This is a genomic window from Pseudomonas cremoris (genome assembly GCF_014230465.1).
In genome coordinates this window covers 77,664-94,799 of record NZ_JAAXCY010000010.1, presented here as the reverse complement: position 1 = coordinate 94,799, position 17,136 = coordinate 77,664, and the positions used below count along the sequence as shown (strand labels likewise).

The window sequence follows — 17,136 nt, the reverse complement described above, 5'->3', positions numbered from 1 at the left end:
ACGCTGCGATGGTGGTCTCTCGGTGTACATATCCGTTATTTGGGTTATGGCTGCTATTGGTTCCGCTCTTACAGCGGGTCACTTTGGAAAAGAGCCCCAAAGTAACCAAAGGGCTCTTGCCCCACCACTCGGCACCTCGCCTAGGCTCGGTGTGCCCTCACTCCGGCTTGAATCCGTGGGCCGCCGCGATTCAAGCCTGCGTTCGGCCAGCGTGGTTTAACGGGGCGCCTAAGATCAAGATCACAAGCCAATTCAAAAGCCAGAGCCAGAGCCAGGGCAGACCACTGCCTATCTGACAAATGGAGATCAAAATGTGGGAGCGGGCTTGCTCGCGAAGGCGGCGTGTCAGTCGATGAATATATTGGCTGATCCACCGCCTTCGCGAGCAAGCCCGCTCCCACACTTTTTGACCGTGTCCGGCTTCCTGGCGGTTTGAAATCGGCTTTTCTGTGGGGGCCGGTTTACTTCTCACCAACCTCGCCTGCCAGTCGCTATGATCCATTCAGGCACGCAGCACAAGGATTTTGGCGAGAATCCAAAAGCATCTCTCTATCCGCTGTAGCAAAGTGCTACCTGACACTGTCCTCGGTTCATCTCAAGGAATTCAGAAATGCTCTCGCCCACCGCTTTGCTCAAAAGAACGCCCCTTGCCCGGCTCGCGCTGGCCATTGCCCTGGGCACCTTCGGCCTGCCTGGCTTGCAGTCCGCTGCGCAGGCCCATGGCGGCGCTGCCGAAATGGTGCCGTTACAGTCGACTCTTGAAGCGTTCGGCGCTTCGGTCAAATGGGACGACTACGCCAATGTGTTCGTGATTGCCAAGGACGGCGCCTACGTCAAGGTCAAGCCCGACAGCAAGGTGGCCGTGCTCAACGGCAAACGCATGGAGTTGCCAGTGCCGGTGGTGTTCAAGGGCAAGACGGCCTACATGTCCAAGGACTTTATCAACCAGGTGTTCCAGTCCGGCCTGGACAAGACCTTTGTCATCGAAACTCGCCCCAGTCCGCTCAACCCGCTGAGCGCGGATGAGATCAACAGCGCGGTCGAGATCATTAAAAAGTCCGAGCACTACAAACCGGGCTTCCGTTTCACCGAAGTCTCGGTGCACACGCCGCCCAAGGACCAGGTGTGGAACTTCATCTACAGCGGGCAAAAACCCACACAGTCGCGCCAGGCGAATATCGTGGTGCTCGATGGCAAGCATGTGATCGAAGGCCAGGTCGACCTGGACAGCAAGACCCTGCTGTCGTGGAAGCCGATTGAAGGCGCCCACGGCATGGTGCTGCTGGACGACTTCGCCACCGTGCAATCGGTGATCGATACCAGCGCCGAATACGCCCAGGCGTTGGCCAAGCGTGGCATCACCGATATCAAGAAGGTGGTCACGACGCCACTGACCGTCGGCTACTTCGACGGTAAGGATGGCCTGACCCAGGACAAGCGCCTGCTGAAAATCGTCAGTTACCTCGATGTTGGCGACGGCAACTACTGGGCGCATCCGATTGAAGGCTTGGTGGCCGTGGTCGACCTTGAGCAAAAGAAACTGATCAAGGTCGAGGACGGCGCCGTGGTCCCGGTGCCACTCAAACCCACCCCTTATGACGGTCGCGGCCGCAAGGGCGTGGCGCTCAAGCCGCTGGAGATCATTGAGCCGGAAGGCAAGAACTACACCATCACCGGCAACAGCATCCACTGGCAGAATTGGGACTTCCATGTGCGCCTGGACTCGCGCGTCGGTCCGATCCTGTCCACCGTCACCTATGACGACAAGGGCAAGAAACGCAAGATCATGTACGAAGGCAACCTGGGCGGCATGATCGTGCCCTACGGCGACCCGGACGCCGGCTGGTACTTCAAGGCCTACCTGGACTCGGGCGACTACGGCATGGGCACCCTCACCTCGCCGATTGCACGTGGCAAAGACGCCCCGGAAAACGCCGTGCTGCTGGATGCGACCATCGCCGACTACACCGGCGCACCGACCACCATCCCCCACGCCATCGCGGTGTTCGAGCGCTATGCCGGGCCGGAATACAAACACCAGGAAATGGGCCAACCCAACCTCAGCGCCGAGCGGCGTGAATTGGTGATCCGCTGGATCAGCACCGTGGGCAACTACGACTACATCTTCGACTGGGTCTTCCAGCAGAACGGCACCATTGGCATCGATGCCGGCGCCACCGGGATCGAAGCGGTCAAAGGCGTCAAGACCAAGACCATGCACGAAGCCACCGCCAAGGAAGACACGCGCTACGGCACCCTGCTGGACCACAACATCGTCGGCACCACCCACCAGCACATCTACAACTTCCGCCTGGACATGGACATCGACGGCGAGAACAACTCACTGGTGGAAGTGAACCCAGTGATCGCCCCCAACGACCGTGGCGGGCCACGTACCAGCACCATGCAGACCGAGCAGCGCGTAGTCAGCACCGAGCAGCAGGCTGCGCAGAAATTCGACCCGTCCACCGTGCGCCTGCTGACCAACTTCGGTAAGGAAAACAAAGTCGGCAACCCGGTTTCCTACCAGTTGATTCCGTATGCCGGTGGCACGCACCCGGTGGCCAAGGGCGCGAATTTCGGCAAGGACGAATGGCTGTATCACCGTCTGAGTTTCATGGATAAACAGCTGTGGGTGACGCGCTACAACCCGGACGAAAAGTACCCGGAAGGCAAGTATCCGAACCGCTCGCAGAGCGACACTGGCCTGGGGCAGTTCACCAAGGATGACCAGTCCATCGAGAACAGCGACGACGTGGTGTGGCTGACCACCGGCACCACCCACATCGCCCGTGCAGAAGAGTGGCCGATCATGCCGACCGAGTGGGTGCATGTGCTGCTCAAACCGTGGAACTTCTTTGATGAGACGCCGACGCTGAACCTCAACTCACCTAAATAACCCAAGCAGCAAAAAGCCCCTGTCGCCATCGCGACAGGGGCTTTTTTGTGTCAGGCATATTGCTTGCGATACTCACCCGGCGAAATACCAAACCGCGACTTGAACGCCGTAGAAAAGTAACTCGAATCAGAAAACCCCCACGAATAGCCCAGCGCAGACAGCTTCTGCTCGGCGCGCGATTGGCGCAGCGACTCGGCACACAAATCCAACCGGCGATTCTTGATATAACGCGCCACCACCAACCCCTTGCGCGCGAACATGCGGTACAGCCCGCGCATCGACACGCCTACCTCCCGTGCCAGCAACTCAGGGCACAAGTCTTCCGAACGAATATGCTCGTCAATGTAGCCAAGGGTCTTGCGAAAGATCCGCTCATGCGGATCGTCGGCGCCTTCGCTCTGGGTGATGGCCGGGCGCAGCAAGCTGACCACGGCATCCAAAGTGGCTTCGCTTTCTTGCTGGCTCAGGCTGGCCTGGCGCGTAGCGTCCAAAATCAAATGGTGCGACAACGTGGCGATGGGTGACGTGGCGGCGATCCGGTGTCCACACCGAACCGGGTTGAAGCGCAGGGACTGCTCCACCAGCGGGTAGGGCAAAATCAACGACAACTGCCGGGAGCTCTCGCTGTAGGTGAAGTCGCTGGGCTGCGATGCATCGATCAGGGTGATATCGCCGGCGGACAACGCCACCCGATTATCGCCCTGGGCCATGCAGGCGGTGCCATCGAGCTGGAACACCGCGAAGTACTTGCCGCCCTCGCCCGCCGCGACTTCCCGTGGCGTGCGGTATAGCCGCGCCTGGCAAGCGTCGACAAAACTGAGCTTGAGCGCACCGCTGTGGTATTCGCGGATGCGCCCGGAAAACTGATCGCCCAGGGTTTGTGCGTTGAAGGCGCCACAGATCTGGTTGATCTGATGGATCCATTGGTCAAACCCATCACGCCGGTGTGCAGTTGTAGAAGTCATGTGAGGCCTCACGCAGGCTTATTTTTATTATCTACGTCGATCCACGCTAAAACGGACAGCGATCTTGCTTGATTGATGGCAGGTTATTTAAGCCCGCCAAAGCGTCGATAAAAACTCTCGCCGACATCCGGCAAGGGCCCGTCGGCGGTTTCCAGTGCGCTGTTCAACCACTCTTCGGCCTTGGCGAAGATCAGACGGTAGATATTGCGGCACAGCTGTCGTGCGGCACGGCCTTCCCAGTCGCCGGGCAACAGCTCGTCTGGCAACTGCGGGTCGCGCAGCAGTAATTTGCGGTACTCATGCACTAGCAGAACCCGTGCCAGGAAGCAGTCGGAAGGCAGCAGGTTTTCCTGCTCGCGCAGGGCTTGCCAGAGCGGTCGGAACAGCTGGATGAACTCGCTGTAATGGGTCGCCAGTTCCTCGATATTCCAACTCTCGCGCACCTGCAAACGCAGGGCCTTGGAGGCCAGTACGTCTTGGGCGGTGGTTTCGAAGACGATGGTTTCTTCCAGGGCGCCCAAGTCCTGCAGGGTGGCATTCACGTCGGCGCGGTCACTGCGCGGGCAGGCCAGCAGTACCGGCGAGAGCGCACCAAAACCTTGCCACTCCAGTTCTTCGCGCACTTGTTTGCGCTTGTCTTGGGCCAGTTGCGTGAGCATCACCAGGCACCAGGAACCGTCCCAGGCCGGCACGGTGGAGCTGTACACGCGCTTGAAGGCTTTATCAAAACGCCGCCGACCGGTGCCGGTCAGGCTGTAGTAACTGCGCCGCCCGACTTTTTCGGCGGTGAGCCAGCCTTCCTTGGTCAGGCGGAAAATCGAGGTGCGGATCAGCCGCTCATTGATCCCAATGGGCTCCAGCAACTGGATCAGGCTACCCAGCCAGACAGTGCCGCCATGGGGTTCGATGGCATCCCCATAGAGGGTGATGATCAGCGAACTGGCGCGAATCGGCGTTTGCTCCTGAAAGCGCGTGATCAGGGAATTCAATGGGGCTAGGGACGACATGGGCGTACCGGACAGGAAAAAAGGCTGAAATATACCCGGCGAGCGGGCCTTGTGACCATCCTGCGCATGCAATGGACGCTCACAGCGTCGCGCCCTTGGGCCGTAGGCCGCTGTCCTGGACCCGTGGCCGGTCGGGCTCGACGGCATCCAGCGGTGCGCACTCTTGCATCTGTTCCAGGCAACGCTTGGCCAATTGCTGGTACTCGCGGGTGCCGGTCTGCTTCCAGCTCACTTCCTCATCGCTTAGGCGGCGCTTGACGCTGGCCGGCGTGCCCATCACCAGGGATTGCTCGGCGCATTCGAAGCCGGCCTTGACGAACGCCGTGGCAGACACAAACGAGCGCGGGCCAATGCGTGCGCCATCCATGACCACTGCATTCATGCCCACCAGCACGTCTTCGCCAATGCGGCAGCCATGCAGCACCGCGCCATGGCCGATATGGCCGTTACGCTCGACCACCGTGTCGCTCTCCGGGAAACCGTGCATCACGCAGGTGTCCTGAATATTGGCGCCCTCCTCCAGCACGATGCGGCCGAAGTCGCCGCGCAGGCTGGCCAGCGGCCCGACATAGCAATGCGGGCCGATGATCACGTCGCCAATCAACACGGCCGACGGATGCACATAGGCCGTGGGGTCAACCACCGGCGTCAGACCATTGAGGCTGTAACACGTCATAGAAAATTCCTTGTTGGCGCAAAGCGATGCGCGTGCAGACTTATTTTGTATCACATCACTTAACACAGACAAAGAACAAAAACCGTATCACTTCACTGCACGATCCTGAAAACCTCGAACAACGCCATTTACGCCAGTAAATAGGTGCATCAACGCCCTTAAACATGAACACGCTGAAAATTAAAAAACACAAATAGGACACGTTAATTCAATTTCATACTTGATTTTGTGTATCGCATTATAGGTATACTCGGGCAAAACCGGCCACCTGTGGCCGATCCAATAATGAGCCGGCAATAAAGCCGTGCGTGCACCGAGGGCAGCCGCCATGCCTATGGCCTTTGAACACATCCTCTTTTCCATCGACGCCGGCGTCGCCCTGCTCTGCCTCAATCGCCCAGACCAACTCAACAGCTTCAACGTGCAGATGCACGGCGAAGTCAAAGAAGCCCTCAAGCAAGTACGCGAGAATCCGGATGTGCGCGTGTTGCTGCTGACCGGCGAAGGCCGCGGCTTCTGTGCAGGCCAAGACCTCGGCGACCGCAACGTGGCGCCGGGCAGCAGCGCGCCGGACCTGGGCGAGTCCATCGAACAGTTCTACAACCCACTAATTCGCCAACTGCGCGACCTGCCGCTGCCGGTGATTTGTGCGGTCAATGGCGTCGCAGCCGGGGCCGGCGCGAACATTCCGCTGGCCTGCGACCTGGTGCTGGCGGCCCGTTCGGCAAGCTTTATCCAGGCCTTCTGCAAGATCGGCCTGATCCCTGATTCCGGCGGCACCTGGACCTTGCCGCGCTTGGTGGGCATGGCCCGTGCCAAAGCGCTGGCTCTGCTGGGCAACCGCCTGAGCGCCGAGCAGGCCGAACAATGGGGCCTGATCTACCGCTGCGTGGACGACGCCGAACTGCGCAATGAAGCCCTGACCCTGGCGCGCCACCTGGCCACCCAACCGACCTACGGCCTGGCACTGATCAAGCGCAGCCTCAACGCCAGCCTGAGCAATACTTTCGACGAACAACTTGAGCTAGAGAAGGACCTGCAACGCCTGGCCGGGCGCAGCGAGGATTACCGTGAAGGCGTCAGCGCCTTCATGGAAAAACGCACGCCAAGCTTCAAGGGGCGCTGAACCATGACCGCACTGAGCACCACAGCGCGCATCGCCGTGATCGGTGCCGGGGCCATGGGCGCCGGCATCGCCCAGGTCGCAGCCCAGGCCGGCCATCCCGTATTGCTGCTGGACAACCGCCCAGGCGCCGCCGCCAAGGCTATCGACGGGATCGACCGGCAACTGGGCAAGCGCGTCGAAAAAGGCAAACTCTCGGCCGACGCCCGCAGGGTGACTGTCGCCCGCCTGCAGGCGGTGGAATCCATCGAGGATCTGGCCGGTTGCGCGCTGATCATTGAAGCCATCGTCGAGAACCTGGAGGTCAAACGCGCCCTCTTCCGTCAGCTGGAAAGCATTTGCAACGAGCAGTGCATCCTGGCCAGCAATACTTCTTCGTTGTCGATCACCAGCATTGCCGCCCAACTGGAACGCCCACAACGTTTGCTCGGGCTGCACTTTTTCAACCCGGCGCCGGTCATGGCACTGGTGGAAATCGTCTCCGGCCTGGCGAGCGACCCGGCCCTGGCCGACTGTTTGTACGCCACCGCCAAAGCCTGGGGTAAAAAGCCGGTGCACACCCGTTCGACACCGGGGTTTATCGTCAACCGTGTGGCCCGCCCGTTCTACGCCGAAAGCCTGCGCCTGTTGCAGGAAAACGTTGCCGATTGCGCGACCCTGGATGCACTGATGCGCGATGCCGGCGGCTTTGCCATGGGCGCTTTCGAACTGACGGACTTGATCGGCCATGACGTCAACTATGCGGTGACCTGTTCAGTGTTCGACGCCTACTACGGCGACAACCGCTTCCAGCCCTCGCTGATCCAGAAAGACTTGGGGGATGCCGGGCGTTTGGGACGCAAGAGCGGTCACGGCTTTTATAGCTATGCCGACGGTGCCGAGCGGGCTCAGGCCAGGACGACAAGCAGCGAACGCACCGTCGCTACCTGCGTGGTCGAGGGTGACCTGGGCATCGCCAACGTTCTGGTCCCGCGCCTGCGCGAGCATTCCATCGAAGTCATCAGCCGCGACGGCCAGGGCCTGCTGCGGGTCGGCGATGCCGTGCTGGCCTTGAGCGACGGGCGTATGGCGTGCCAACGCGCAAAGGAAGACGGCCTGTGCAACCTGATCCTGCTGGACCTGGCGTTCGACTACGGCACCGCAAACCGACTCGCCATCAGTTGCGCAGCCGGTATTGACCCGGACGCGCTCGAAGACGGCGTGGCCCTGCTGCAACAAGCCGGGTTCAGCGTAAGCCTGCTCAGCGACAGCCCGGCCCTCGCCGTCCTGCGCACCGTGGCGATGCTCGCCAACGAAGCCGCCGACGCCCTGCTGCAAGGCGTGGCCTCGGCCGCGGACATCGACCTGGCGATGCGCGCCGGAGTCAATTACCCAGCCGGCCCACTGACTTGGGCCGACACCATCGGGCTCGTCCACATCCTGCGCGTGCTGGAAAACCTGCACGCCAGTTATGGCGAAGCACGCTACCGGCCCTCACTGCTGCTGCGTCGCCGCGTAGCCGAAGGGAGCCGTTTCCATGACTAACCACGACGCCATGCGCCTGGCCAGTGCCTGCGCCCAAGCGATGTTCGAACGCGACAGCGCCAGCCAAGGGATGGGCATGCGCCTGCTCTCGGCTGCACCGGGCACCGCCCGCGTGGGCATGAGCGTGCGCGCCGACATGCTCCAGGGCCACGGCACCTGCCATGGCGGCTACCTGTTCGCCCTGGCCGACTCGGCCTTTGCACTGGCCTGCAACAGCTACAACGAAGCCACAGTGGCGATGGGGTGCAGCATCGACTACATCGCCCCGGCACGCCTGGGCGACACCCTGAATGCCGAATGCATCGAGCAAAGCCGTTCCGGCCGTACCGGCAACTACGACGTGCGTATCGAAAACCAGCATGGCGAACTGATCGCCCTGTTCCATGGCAAATCCTACAAAGTGCGCGGCCCGGTGCTGGCGCAGGAGACCCCGAATGAATGACGCCCTGATCATCGACGCGGTGCGTACCCCCATCGGCCGCTATGCCGGTGCCCTGAGCAGTGTGCGTGCCGACGACCTCGGCGCGGTGCCGCTGCGTGAGTTGCTGCGCCGCCACCCGAACGTAGACTGGAGCACGGTGGACGATGTGATCTACGGCTGCGCCAACCAGGCCGGCGAAGACAACCGCAACGTGGCGCGCATGTCGGCGCTGCTGGCGGGGTTGCCGGTGAGTGTGCCGGGCACCACGCTTAACCGTCTGTGCGGGTCGGGGCTGGATGCCATTGGCACCGCCGCCCGCGCCATTCGCTGCGGCGAAGCCGGGCTGATGCTGGTGGGTGGCGTGGAATCGATGTCCCGCGCACCGTTGGTAATGGGCAAAGCCGAGCAGGCTTTTTCGCGGCAGGCCGAGATCTACGACACCACCATCGGCTGGCGCTTCGTCAATCCGTTGATGAAGACCACCTACGGCATCGACTCCATGCCGGAAACCGCCGAGAACGTCGCCGCGCAGTTCAATATCTCTCGCGCCGACCAGGATGCGTTTGCCCTGCGTAGCCAGCAACGCGCTGGCGCAGCCCAGGCCAGCGGACGGCTGGCCAAGGAAATCGTTGCGGTGCAAATCCCCCAACTCAAAGGCCCGGCCAAGGTGGTGGAGCATGACGAGCACCCGCGTGGCGACACCACCCTTGAGCAATTGCAAAAGCTCGGCACGCCGTTTCGCGAAGGTGGCAGCATTACCGCTGGCAATGCGTCCGGGGTTAACGACGGCGCCTGCGCGTTGCTGCTGGCCAGTGCCGAAACCGCCAACCGCTACGGTTTGAAAGCCCGCGGCCGGGTGGTCGCGATGGCCACGGCAGGCGTGGAGCCACGCATCATGGGCATCGGCCCGGTGCCGGCCACGCGCAAGGTGCTGGAACTGGCCAACCTGAGCCTGGCGGACATGGACGTGATCGAGCTCAACGAAGCCTTCGCCGCCCAAGGCCTGGCGGTGTTGCGCGAACTGGGCCTTGGCGACGCCGATGCACGGGTCAACCCCAACGGCGGTGCGATTGCCCTCGGCCATCCGCTGGGCATGAGCGGCGCACGCCTGGTGACCACCGCCTTGCAGGAATTGGAAGACCGCCAAGGCCGTTACGCGCTGTGCACCATGTGCATCGGCGTTGGCCAGGGCATCGCACTGATCATCGAGCGCCTATAAGACCAAATAATCCGAATTCCCGGGGAACCGAGCGGTATCCTTGGGGCATGCACTCAAAGCCCGGCGGCTGACCGGGCTGGAACACAAAAATAATTCGAGTGAAACCATGAACATGCCAATTGCCAAAACCGTGCTTGAACCTGTGTTGGACCCGTTGGAAACCGCCAGCATCGACGAGCTGCGCCAGCATCAGCTGGAACGCCTGCGCTGGAGCCTCAACCTCGCCTACACCAACGTGCCGCTGTACCGCCAGCGCTTCGATGCGCTGGGCGTGCATCCCAGCGACATCACCTGCCTGGAAGACCTGGCCAAGTTTCCATTCACCACCAAGTCCGACCTGCGCGACAACTACCCGTACGGCATGTTTGCCGTGCCGATGCACGACGTGGTGCGCCTGCATGCGTCCAGCGGCACCACCGGCAAACCCACGGTGGTCGGCTACACCCAGAACGACATCGACACCTGGGCCAACGTGGTTGCGCGCTCGATTCGCGCCGCCGGTGGCCGCCGTGGCGACAAGGTGCATATCTCGTATGGCTACGGCCTGTTCACCGGTGGCCTCGGCGCGCACTACGGCGCCGAACGCCTGGGCTGCACAGTCATTCCGATGTCGGGCGGGCAGACCGAAAAGCAGGTGCAACTGATCAAGGATTTCCAGCCGGACATCATCATGGTCACCCCGTCGTACATGCTCAACATCGCCGACGAGATCGAGCGCCAAGGCCTGGACCCGCACAAACTCGCGCTGCGCCTGGGCATCTTCGGCGCCGAGCCGTGGACCGGCGAGCTGCGCAGCGCTATCGAAAACCGCCTGGGCATCACCGCCCTGGACATCTACGGCCTCTCGGAAATCATGGGCCCAGGCGTGGCCATGGAATGCGCCGAAACCAAGGACGGCCCGACCATTTGGGAAGATCACTTCTACCCGGAAATCATCGACCCGGTGACCGGTGAGGTGTTGCCGGACGGCCAGATGGGCGAACTGGTGTTCACCTCCTTGAGCAAAGAAGCGCTGCCGATGATCCGCTATCGCACCCGCGACCTGACGCGCCTGCTGCCTGGCACTGCCCGGCCGATGCGGCGCATCGACAAGATCACCGGCCGCAGCGACGACATGCTGATCATTCGTGGGGTCAACGTGTTCCCCACCCAAGTCGAGGAACAGGTACTCAAAGTCAAACAGCTGTGCGAGTGCTACGAGATCCATCTGTATCGCAATGGCAACCTGGACAGCGTTGACGTGCACGTGGAGCTCAAAGCCGAACATCAGCACCTGGGCGACGAGCAGCAAAAGGCTATTGCCAGCGAACTGAGCCGTCACATCAAGACCTACATCGGCATCAGCACCCGTATCGTGTTGCAGCCGATGCACTCCATCAAGCGCTCCGAAGGCAAGGCCTGCCACGTGATCGATAACCGCCCTAAAGCATGACTGCTGCACTTTACAGCCCCGCTCCGGCGGGGCTTTTTTTTGCCCGCAGGAAAACCCATTCAGCGCAAAGCGATACAAAAACATTAATGACACGTTATTTTGTGTTTGATAAATATTTCTGTATCACTTATAAAGTTCTCCATGCCTTTAAACAGATTCACGGCGGGAGACTCACCATGTACGCACAGCTTGTAGAAACCGGAGTGAAGCGCATCAAGGACCTGTCGGAGATGTCCGAGCAGGAGCGCCACTTCCAGGAAAAGATCGATGCTGAAATCAAGATCGAAGCCAAGAACTGGATGCCCGACGCCTACCGTCAAACCCTGATCCGGCAGATCTCCCAGCACGCCCACTCCGAGATCGTCGGCATGCTGCCCGAAGGCAACTGGGTGACCCGCGCGCCGACCCTCAAGCGCAAGCTGCAACTGATGGCCAAGATCCAGGACGAAGCCGGCCACGGCCTGTACCTGTACAGCGCAATGGAAACCCTGGGCGCCGACCGCGATGAAGAAATCGCCAAGCTGCACAGCGGCAAGGCCAAGTATTCGAGCATTTTCAATTACCCGACCCTGAACTGGGCCGACATGGGCGCCGTGGGCTGGCTGGTGGATGGCGCCGCGATCGTCAACCAGGTGGTGCTGCAACGCACCTCCTACGGCCCCTACTCCCGCGCCATGGTGCGTATTTGCAAGGAAGAGAGTTTCCACCAGCGCCAGGGCTACGAGATCTTGCTGACCATGATGCGTCACGGCACCCAGGCGCAAAAAGACATGGTGCAGGACGCGATCAACCGCCTGTGGTGGCCGTCATTGATGATGTTCGGCCCCAGCGACGAGCACTCGCCCAACAGCGCCCAGTCCATGGCCTGGAAGATCAAGCGCCAGAGCAACGACGAACTGCGCCAGCGCTTTATCGACCAGACCATCCCGCAACTGGAACTGCTGGGCTGCACCTGCCCCGACCCGGACTTGAAGTGGAACGCCGAACGCGGCCACTACGACTTCGGCGAGATCCAGTGGAACGAGTTCTACGAAGTGCTCAAGGGCAACGGCCCGTGCAACCAGGAACACGTGGCCACCCGTCGCAAAGCCATCGAAGACGGCGCCTGGGTGCGCGAAGCCGCCGTGGCCCATGCCCGTAAAAAACACAATAAGAACGCTGCCTGATCCGGAGTCACCGCTATGTCTGAATGGACCCTTTTTGAAGTCTTCGTGCGCAGCAAGCACGGCCTCAACCACAAACACGTGGGCAGCGTGCATGCCGCCGACACCACCATGGCCATCGAGAACGCCCGCGAGCTGTACACCCGTCGCAGCGAAGGCGTAAGCCTGTGGGTGGTGCCCTCGGCCTTGATCACCGCTTCGTCGCCGGATGAAAAAGACCCACTGTTCGACCCGTCTGACGACAAGGTCTACCGCCACGCCAGCTTCTACGAGTTGCCGGCCGAAGTCGGGCACATGTGAGGTCGACCATGAATACACAAACCGATCTGATCGAATACTTGCTGCGCCTGGGCGACAGCGCCCTGATCCAAGGCCAGCGCCTATGCCAGTGGTGCGGTCATGCACCAGCGCTGGAAGAAGAACTGGCGCTGATGAACGTCGGCCTCGACCTGGTAGGCCAGGCGCGCAACTGGCTGGAGTACGCCGCCGAGCTGCTGGACGACGGTCGCGATGCCGACGACCTGGCCTTCCGCCGCGACGAACGCGCCTACCGCAACCTGCTGCTGGTGGAACAACCCAACGGCGACTACGCGGTGACCATTCTCAAGCAATTCCTGTACGACGCCTGGCACTTGCCGGTGTTGACGGGCCTGAGCCAGTCCAGCGACGAACGCATCGCCGGGATCGCCGCCAAGGCCGTCAAGGAAGTCACCTATCACCTGCGCCGCTCCGGTGAGTGGGTGGAACGCCTGGGTGACGGCACCGAGGAAAGCCATGCGCGCATGCTCGCGGCAATCCCCGAGGTCTGGCGCTTTACCGTCGAACTGACCAGCGCCGACGACAGCGAGCAGCGCCTGTGCGCCGCCGGTATCACCCCGGACACCGCGCAGGTTGCCGCCGCCTGGCAGAACACGGTGAGCGCACTCTTCGCCAGCGCCACCCTGCCCGTTCCACCGGCAGCGAGCTACTTCTACCTGAATGCACGGCGTGGCCTGCACACCGAACACCTGGGCATTCTGTTGGCCGAGATGCAGTTTTTGCCCCGAGCGTACCCCGATGCGACCTGGTGAGCTGATCGCCAGCGACCGGCCAGCGCAGCCCACCGACCTGGCCGCCGCCTGGGCCACCCTGGCCCGGGTGATGGACCCGGAAGTGCCGGTGGTCAGCGTGGTTGACCTGGGCATCGTGCGCGACCTCGACTGGCAGGCCGGCCACCTGCATGTGGTGGTCACACCCACCTATTCCGGCTGCCCGGCCACCGAAGTGATCGAGAGCGATATCCGCGATGCGCTGGAGCACGCCGGTTTTCGCGCCCCGCACCTGGAGCGCAAGTTGACCCCGGCCTGGTCCACTGACTGGATTACCGAGGATGGCCGCGAGCGCCTGCGCGCCTACGGCATCGCACCGCCCCAGGGCAGCGCCAGCAAGCGCAGCCTGCTCGGTGAAAGCCCGGTGGTGGTGTGCCCGCAATGTGCAAGCACGCACACCGAAGTGCTCAGCGAGTTCGGCTCCACCGCCTGCAAGGCGCTGTACCGCTGCCGCGATTGCCTGGAACCGTTCGACTATTTCAAGTGCATCTGAGGGGCCCCGTGCCATCTCGGTTGGAGAATAACAATGAGTAAATTTCACAGCCTGGTGATCAAGGACGTACGCAGCGAAACCCGTGACGCGGTGTCCATCGCCTTCGATATCCCCCAGCACCTGCAAGACAGTTTCCACTTCACCCAGGGCCAGCACCTGGTGATGCGCACCCAACTGGACGGCGAAGAAGTGCGCCGCTCCTATTCCATCTGCACGGGTGTGAATGACGGCGAACTGCGTATTGCCATCAAGCGCGTGGCTGGTGGGCGTTTTTCGGCGTTTGCCAATGAGCAGCTCAAGGCCGGGCACAGCCTGGAAGTAATGCCGCCTGCCGGGCATTTCCACGTTGAACTCGACCCGGCGCGTCACGGCAACTACCTGGCGGTGGCGGCCGGCAGCGGTATTACACCGATCCTGTCGATCATCAAGACCACCCTGCAAACCGAACCCCACAGCCGCGTGACGCTGCTGTACGGCAACCGTTCCAGCTCCGGCGCGTTGTTTCGCGAGCAGCTGGAAGATTTGAAAAACCGCTATTTGCAGCGCCTGAACCTGATCTTTTTATTCAGCCGCGAACAGCAGGATGTGGACCTCTACAACGGCCGCATCAACGCCGACAAATGCGAGCAACTGTTCTCTCGCTGGCTGGACGTAAAAACCCTCGACGCCGCCTTCATCTGCGGCCCGCAGGAAATGACCGAAACCGTGCGCGACAGCCTCAAGGCCCGCGGCATGCAGCCCGAGCGCATTCACTTCGAACTGTTCGCCGCCGCCGGTAGCCAGCAGAAACGTGAAGCCCGCGAGGCCGCCCGCGAACTGGACGCCGCCGTCAGCCAGATCACCGTGATCAGCGATGGCCGCGCCTTGGCCTTCGACCTGCCGCGCAACAGCCAGAGCATCCTCGATGCGGGCAACGCCCAGGGCGCCGAGTTGCCGTATTCATGCAAGGCCGGCGTGTGCTCGACCTGCAAATGCAAGGTCATCGAAGGCGAAGTGGAGATGGACAGCAACCACGCCCTGGAAGACTACGAAGTGGCCGCCGGCTACGTGCTGTCATGCCAGGCATTCCCGATCAGCGACAAGGTGGTACTGGACTTCGACCAACTCTGACGCGTGCAGCCACACCCCAACACAACAATAAAAAGGATTAACGCCATGACCCCCGACGAAATCGAATATATCCACCGGCATCCCGACTTTATTCAGTTGGTACGGCGCAAACAGCGCCTGTACTGGTCCCTGTCGCTGATCATGCTGGTGGTGTATTTCGGCTTTGTGTTGTTGGTGGCGTTCTCCCCCGCCACCCTCGGGCAGTCCCTGAGCGGCGGCGTGACCACGGTGGGCATGCTGGTGGGTGTGGTGATTGTGTTGCTGGCGTTCGCGCTGACCGGCTTTTACGTGCACCGCGCCAACCATGTGATCGACCCGCTGAACGACAAACTCAAGCAGGAGTGCGCAGCATGAGCCGGCTGATTGCGTGGTTCCTGTTACCCCTGGCGTTGGCCACCGACCTGGCCATCGCCGCCGATGACGTGTCGCGGCCGCTGAACTGGAACGCCATCGGCATGTTCCTGGTGTTTGTGCTGTTCACCTTTGGCGTGACGCGTTGGGCGGCGTTGCGCACCCGTTCGGCGAGTGACTTCTACACCGCCGGCGGCGGCATGACCGGGTTCCAGAACGGCCTGGCGATTGCCGGCGACATGATCTCGGCGGCGTCCTTCCTGGGCATCTCGGCGATGATGTTCCTCAATGGTTATGACGGTTTGCTCTACGCCCTGGGCGTATTGGCAGGCTGGCCGATCATCCTGTTCCTGATTGCCGAGCGCCTGCGCAACCTGGGCAAGTACACCTTTGCCGACGTGGTGTCGTACCGCCTGGAACAGACCCCGGTGCGCCTCACCTCGGCCTTCGGCACCCTGACCGTGGCGCTGATGTATTTGGTGGCGCAGATGGTCGGCGCGGGCAAGCTGATCGAGCTGCTGTTCGGCATCGACTACCTGTACGCGGTGATGCTGGTGGGCGTGCTGATGGTGTTCTACGTGACGTTTGGCGGCATGCTCGCGACCACCTGGGTGCAGATTATCAAGGCGGTGATGCTGCTGTTCGGCACCTCCTTCATGGCGTTCATGGTGCTCAAGCATTTCGGTTTCAGCACCGAGGCGATGTTTGCCGGGGCCGCCGCCGTGCACGCCAAGGGCAGCGCGATCATGGCGCCGGGCGGCTTGCTGTCCAACCCCATCGATGCGATTTCCCTGGGGGTGGGCATGATGTTCGGCACCGCCGGGTTGCCGCATATCCTGATGCGTTTCTTCACGGTCAGTGACGCCAAGGAAGCGCGTAAGAGCGTGTTCTACGCCACCGGTTTCATCGGCTACTTCTACCTGCTGCTGATCGTGGTCGGCTTTGGCGCAATCGTCATGGTGGGCACCGATCCGACCTTCCGTGACGCCAACGGCGCGATCATCGGCGGCGGCAACATGATCGCCGTGCACCTGGCCCAAGCGGTGGGCGGCAACCTGTTCCTCGGCTTCATTTCGGCGGTGGCGTTTGCCACGATCCTGGCGGTAGTGGCCGGGCTGGCGCTGTCCGGCGCGTCGGCGGTGTCCCATGACCTGTATGCCTGCGTGATGCGCAAGGGCCAGGCCACCGAGCAGCAGGAGATCCGCGTGTCGCGCATCGCCACGCTGTGCATCGGGGTACTGGCGATCATCCTTGGCTTGCTGTTCGAGTCGCAGAACATTGCGTTCCTGTCCGGCCTGGTGCTGGCGATTGCCGCGTCGGTGAATTTCCCGGTGCTGTTCCTTTCGATGTACTGGAAGGGCCTGACCACCCGTGGCGCCGTGATCGGCAGCCTGGCCGGGCTGGTCTCGGCGATTGTGCTGCTGGTGCTGAGCCCGGCGGTGTGGGTCAACGTGCTGCATTACGACAAGGCGCTGTTCCCCTATTCGAACCCGGCGCTGTTTTCCATGAGCCTGGCGTTTTTCAGCGCCTGGCTGTTTTCCGTCACCGACACCTCACCCCGTGCCGCCCTTGAACGTGGCCGCTACCTGGCGCAGTTCATCCGCTCCATGACCGGCATCGGCGCAGCGGGCGCCAGCAAACACTAATCCCTTTATTTTCTACCCT

The 17,136-nt window shown here is 61.8% G+C and carries 16 protein-coding genes; 13 read left to right on the top strand and 3 right to left on the bottom strand.

Features of this window, described 5'->3' with window-relative positions:
* The first annotated feature begins 610 nt into the window (after nucleotides 1-610).
* Nucleotides 611-2,899 carry a primary-amine oxidase gene (gene tynA, locus HF257_RS23600; protein ID WP_185710493.1) on the top strand — a complete coding sequence of 763 codons (2,289 nt, stop codon included), beginning with the start codon at nucleotides 611-613 and terminating at the stop codon, nucleotides 2,897-2,899.
* Between the two features lie 50 nt (nucleotides 2,900-2,949).
* On the opposite strand, the gene feaR is transcribed toward tynA, so the two are convergent.
* The 3 genes from feaR to paaY all read right to left on the bottom strand — a co-directional run bounded on the left by feaR (nucleotide 2,950) and on the right by paaY (nucleotide 5,547).
* The gene (gene feaR / locus HF257_RS23595; protein WP_185710494.1) at nucleotides 2,950-3,864 is read right to left on the bottom strand and encodes a transcriptional regulator FeaR; all 915 of its coding nucleotides are present in this window, start codon (nucleotides 3,862-3,864) and stop codon (nucleotides 2,950-2,952) included.
* Between the two features lie 83 nt (nucleotides 3,865-3,947).
* Nucleotides 3,948-4,871, bottom strand: a complete 924-nt coding sequence (gene paaX / locus HF257_RS23590) for a phenylacetic acid degradation operon negative regulatory protein PaaX (protein ID WP_185710495.1) — start codon at nucleotides 4,869-4,871, stop codon at nucleotides 3,948-3,950.
* 79 nt (nucleotides 4,872-4,950) lie between these two features.
* Nucleotides 4,951-5,547 (bottom strand): phenylacetic acid degradation protein PaaY, encoded by a 597-nt coding sequence (gene paaY / locus HF257_RS23585; protein WP_185710496.1) that lies wholly within the window; start codon nucleotides 5,545-5,547, stop codon nucleotides 4,951-4,953.
* Nucleotides 5,548-5,881: 334 nt separating this feature from the next.
* On the opposite strand from paaY, the gene paaG reads away from it, so the two are divergent.
* The 12 genes from paaG (at nucleotide 5,882) to HF257_RS23525 (ending at nucleotide 17,117) form a co-directional block, all read left to right on the top strand.
* Entirely contained in the window at nucleotides 5,882-6,673 is a 792-nt protein-coding gene (paaG, locus tag HF257_RS23580; protein ID WP_185710572.1) for a 2-(1,2-epoxy-1,2-dihydrophenyl)acetyl-CoA isomerase PaaG, read from the top strand.
* A gap of 3 nt (nucleotides 6,674-6,676) precedes the next feature.
* Complete coding sequence (gene paaH, locus HF257_RS23575) at nucleotides 6,677-8,194, top strand: 3-hydroxyacyl-CoA dehydrogenase PaaH (RefSeq protein WP_185710497.1); 1,518 nt, start codon at nucleotides 6,677-6,679, stop codon at nucleotides 8,192-8,194.
* Nucleotides 8,187-8,636, top strand: a complete 450-nt coding sequence (gene paaI / locus HF257_RS23570) for a hydroxyphenylacetyl-CoA thioesterase PaaI (RefSeq protein ID WP_185710498.1) — start codon at nucleotides 8,187-8,189, stop codon at nucleotides 8,634-8,636. The genes paaH and paaI overlap by 8 nt, the downstream gene beginning before the upstream one ends.
* Nucleotides 8,629-9,834: a 3-oxoadipyl-CoA thiolase gene (pcaF, locus tag HF257_RS23565; protein ID WP_185710499.1), complete on the top strand. Its 1,206-nt coding sequence runs from the start codon at nucleotides 8,629-8,631 to the stop codon at nucleotides 9,832-9,834. Before paaI ends, pcaF begins: the two co-directional genes overlap by 8 nt.
* A 106-nt stretch (nucleotides 9,835-9,940) precedes the next feature.
* Complete coding sequence (paaK, locus tag HF257_RS23560; RefSeq protein WP_185710500.1) at nucleotides 9,941-11,266, top strand: phenylacetate--CoA ligase PaaK; 1,326 nt, start codon at nucleotides 9,941-9,943, stop codon at nucleotides 11,264-11,266.
* A 176-nt stretch (nucleotides 11,267-11,442) separates the two neighbouring features.
* On the top strand, nucleotides 11,443-12,432 hold the full coding sequence (gene paaA / locus HF257_RS23555; protein ID WP_185712114.1) for a 1,2-phenylacetyl-CoA epoxidase subunit PaaA: 990 nt from the start codon (nucleotides 11,443-11,445) through the stop codon (nucleotides 12,430-12,432).
* A gap of 15 nt (nucleotides 12,433-12,447) precedes the next feature.
* The gene (paaB, locus tag HF257_RS23550; RefSeq protein WP_007943393.1) at nucleotides 12,448-12,729 is read left to right on the top strand and encodes a 1,2-phenylacetyl-CoA epoxidase subunit PaaB; all 282 of its coding nucleotides are present in this window, start codon (nucleotides 12,448-12,450) and stop codon (nucleotides 12,727-12,729) included.
* 8 nt (nucleotides 12,730-12,737) lie between these two features.
* A complete protein-coding gene (paaC, locus tag HF257_RS23545; protein ID WP_185710501.1) occupies nucleotides 12,738-13,499 on the top strand; it encodes a 1,2-phenylacetyl-CoA epoxidase subunit PaaC in 762 nt (253 codons plus the stop codon).
* Nucleotides 13,486-14,010 (top strand): 1,2-phenylacetyl-CoA epoxidase subunit PaaD, encoded by a 525-nt coding sequence (paaD, locus tag HF257_RS23540; protein ID WP_185710502.1) that lies wholly within the window; start codon nucleotides 13,486-13,488, stop codon nucleotides 14,008-14,010. Before paaC ends, paaD begins: the two co-directional genes overlap by 14 nt.
* 33 nt (nucleotides 14,011-14,043) lie before the next feature.
* The gene (gene paaE / locus HF257_RS23535; protein WP_185710503.1) at nucleotides 14,044-15,120 is read left to right on the top strand and encodes a 1,2-phenylacetyl-CoA epoxidase subunit PaaE; all 1,077 of its coding nucleotides are present in this window, start codon (nucleotides 14,044-14,046) and stop codon (nucleotides 15,118-15,120) included.
* A gap of 45 nt (nucleotides 15,121-15,165) precedes the next feature.
* Nucleotides 15,166-15,474 carry a DUF485 domain-containing protein gene (locus HF257_RS23530; protein ID WP_185710504.1) on the top strand — a complete coding sequence of 103 codons (309 nt, stop codon included), beginning with the start codon at nucleotides 15,166-15,168 and terminating at the stop codon, nucleotides 15,472-15,474.
* Entirely contained in the window at nucleotides 15,471-17,117 is a 1,647-nt protein-coding gene (locus HF257_RS23525; protein ID WP_185710505.1) for a cation acetate symporter, read from the top strand. Before HF257_RS23530 ends, HF257_RS23525 begins: the two co-directional genes overlap by 4 nt.
* The last annotated feature ends 19 nt before the right edge of the window (nucleotides 17,118-17,136 follow it).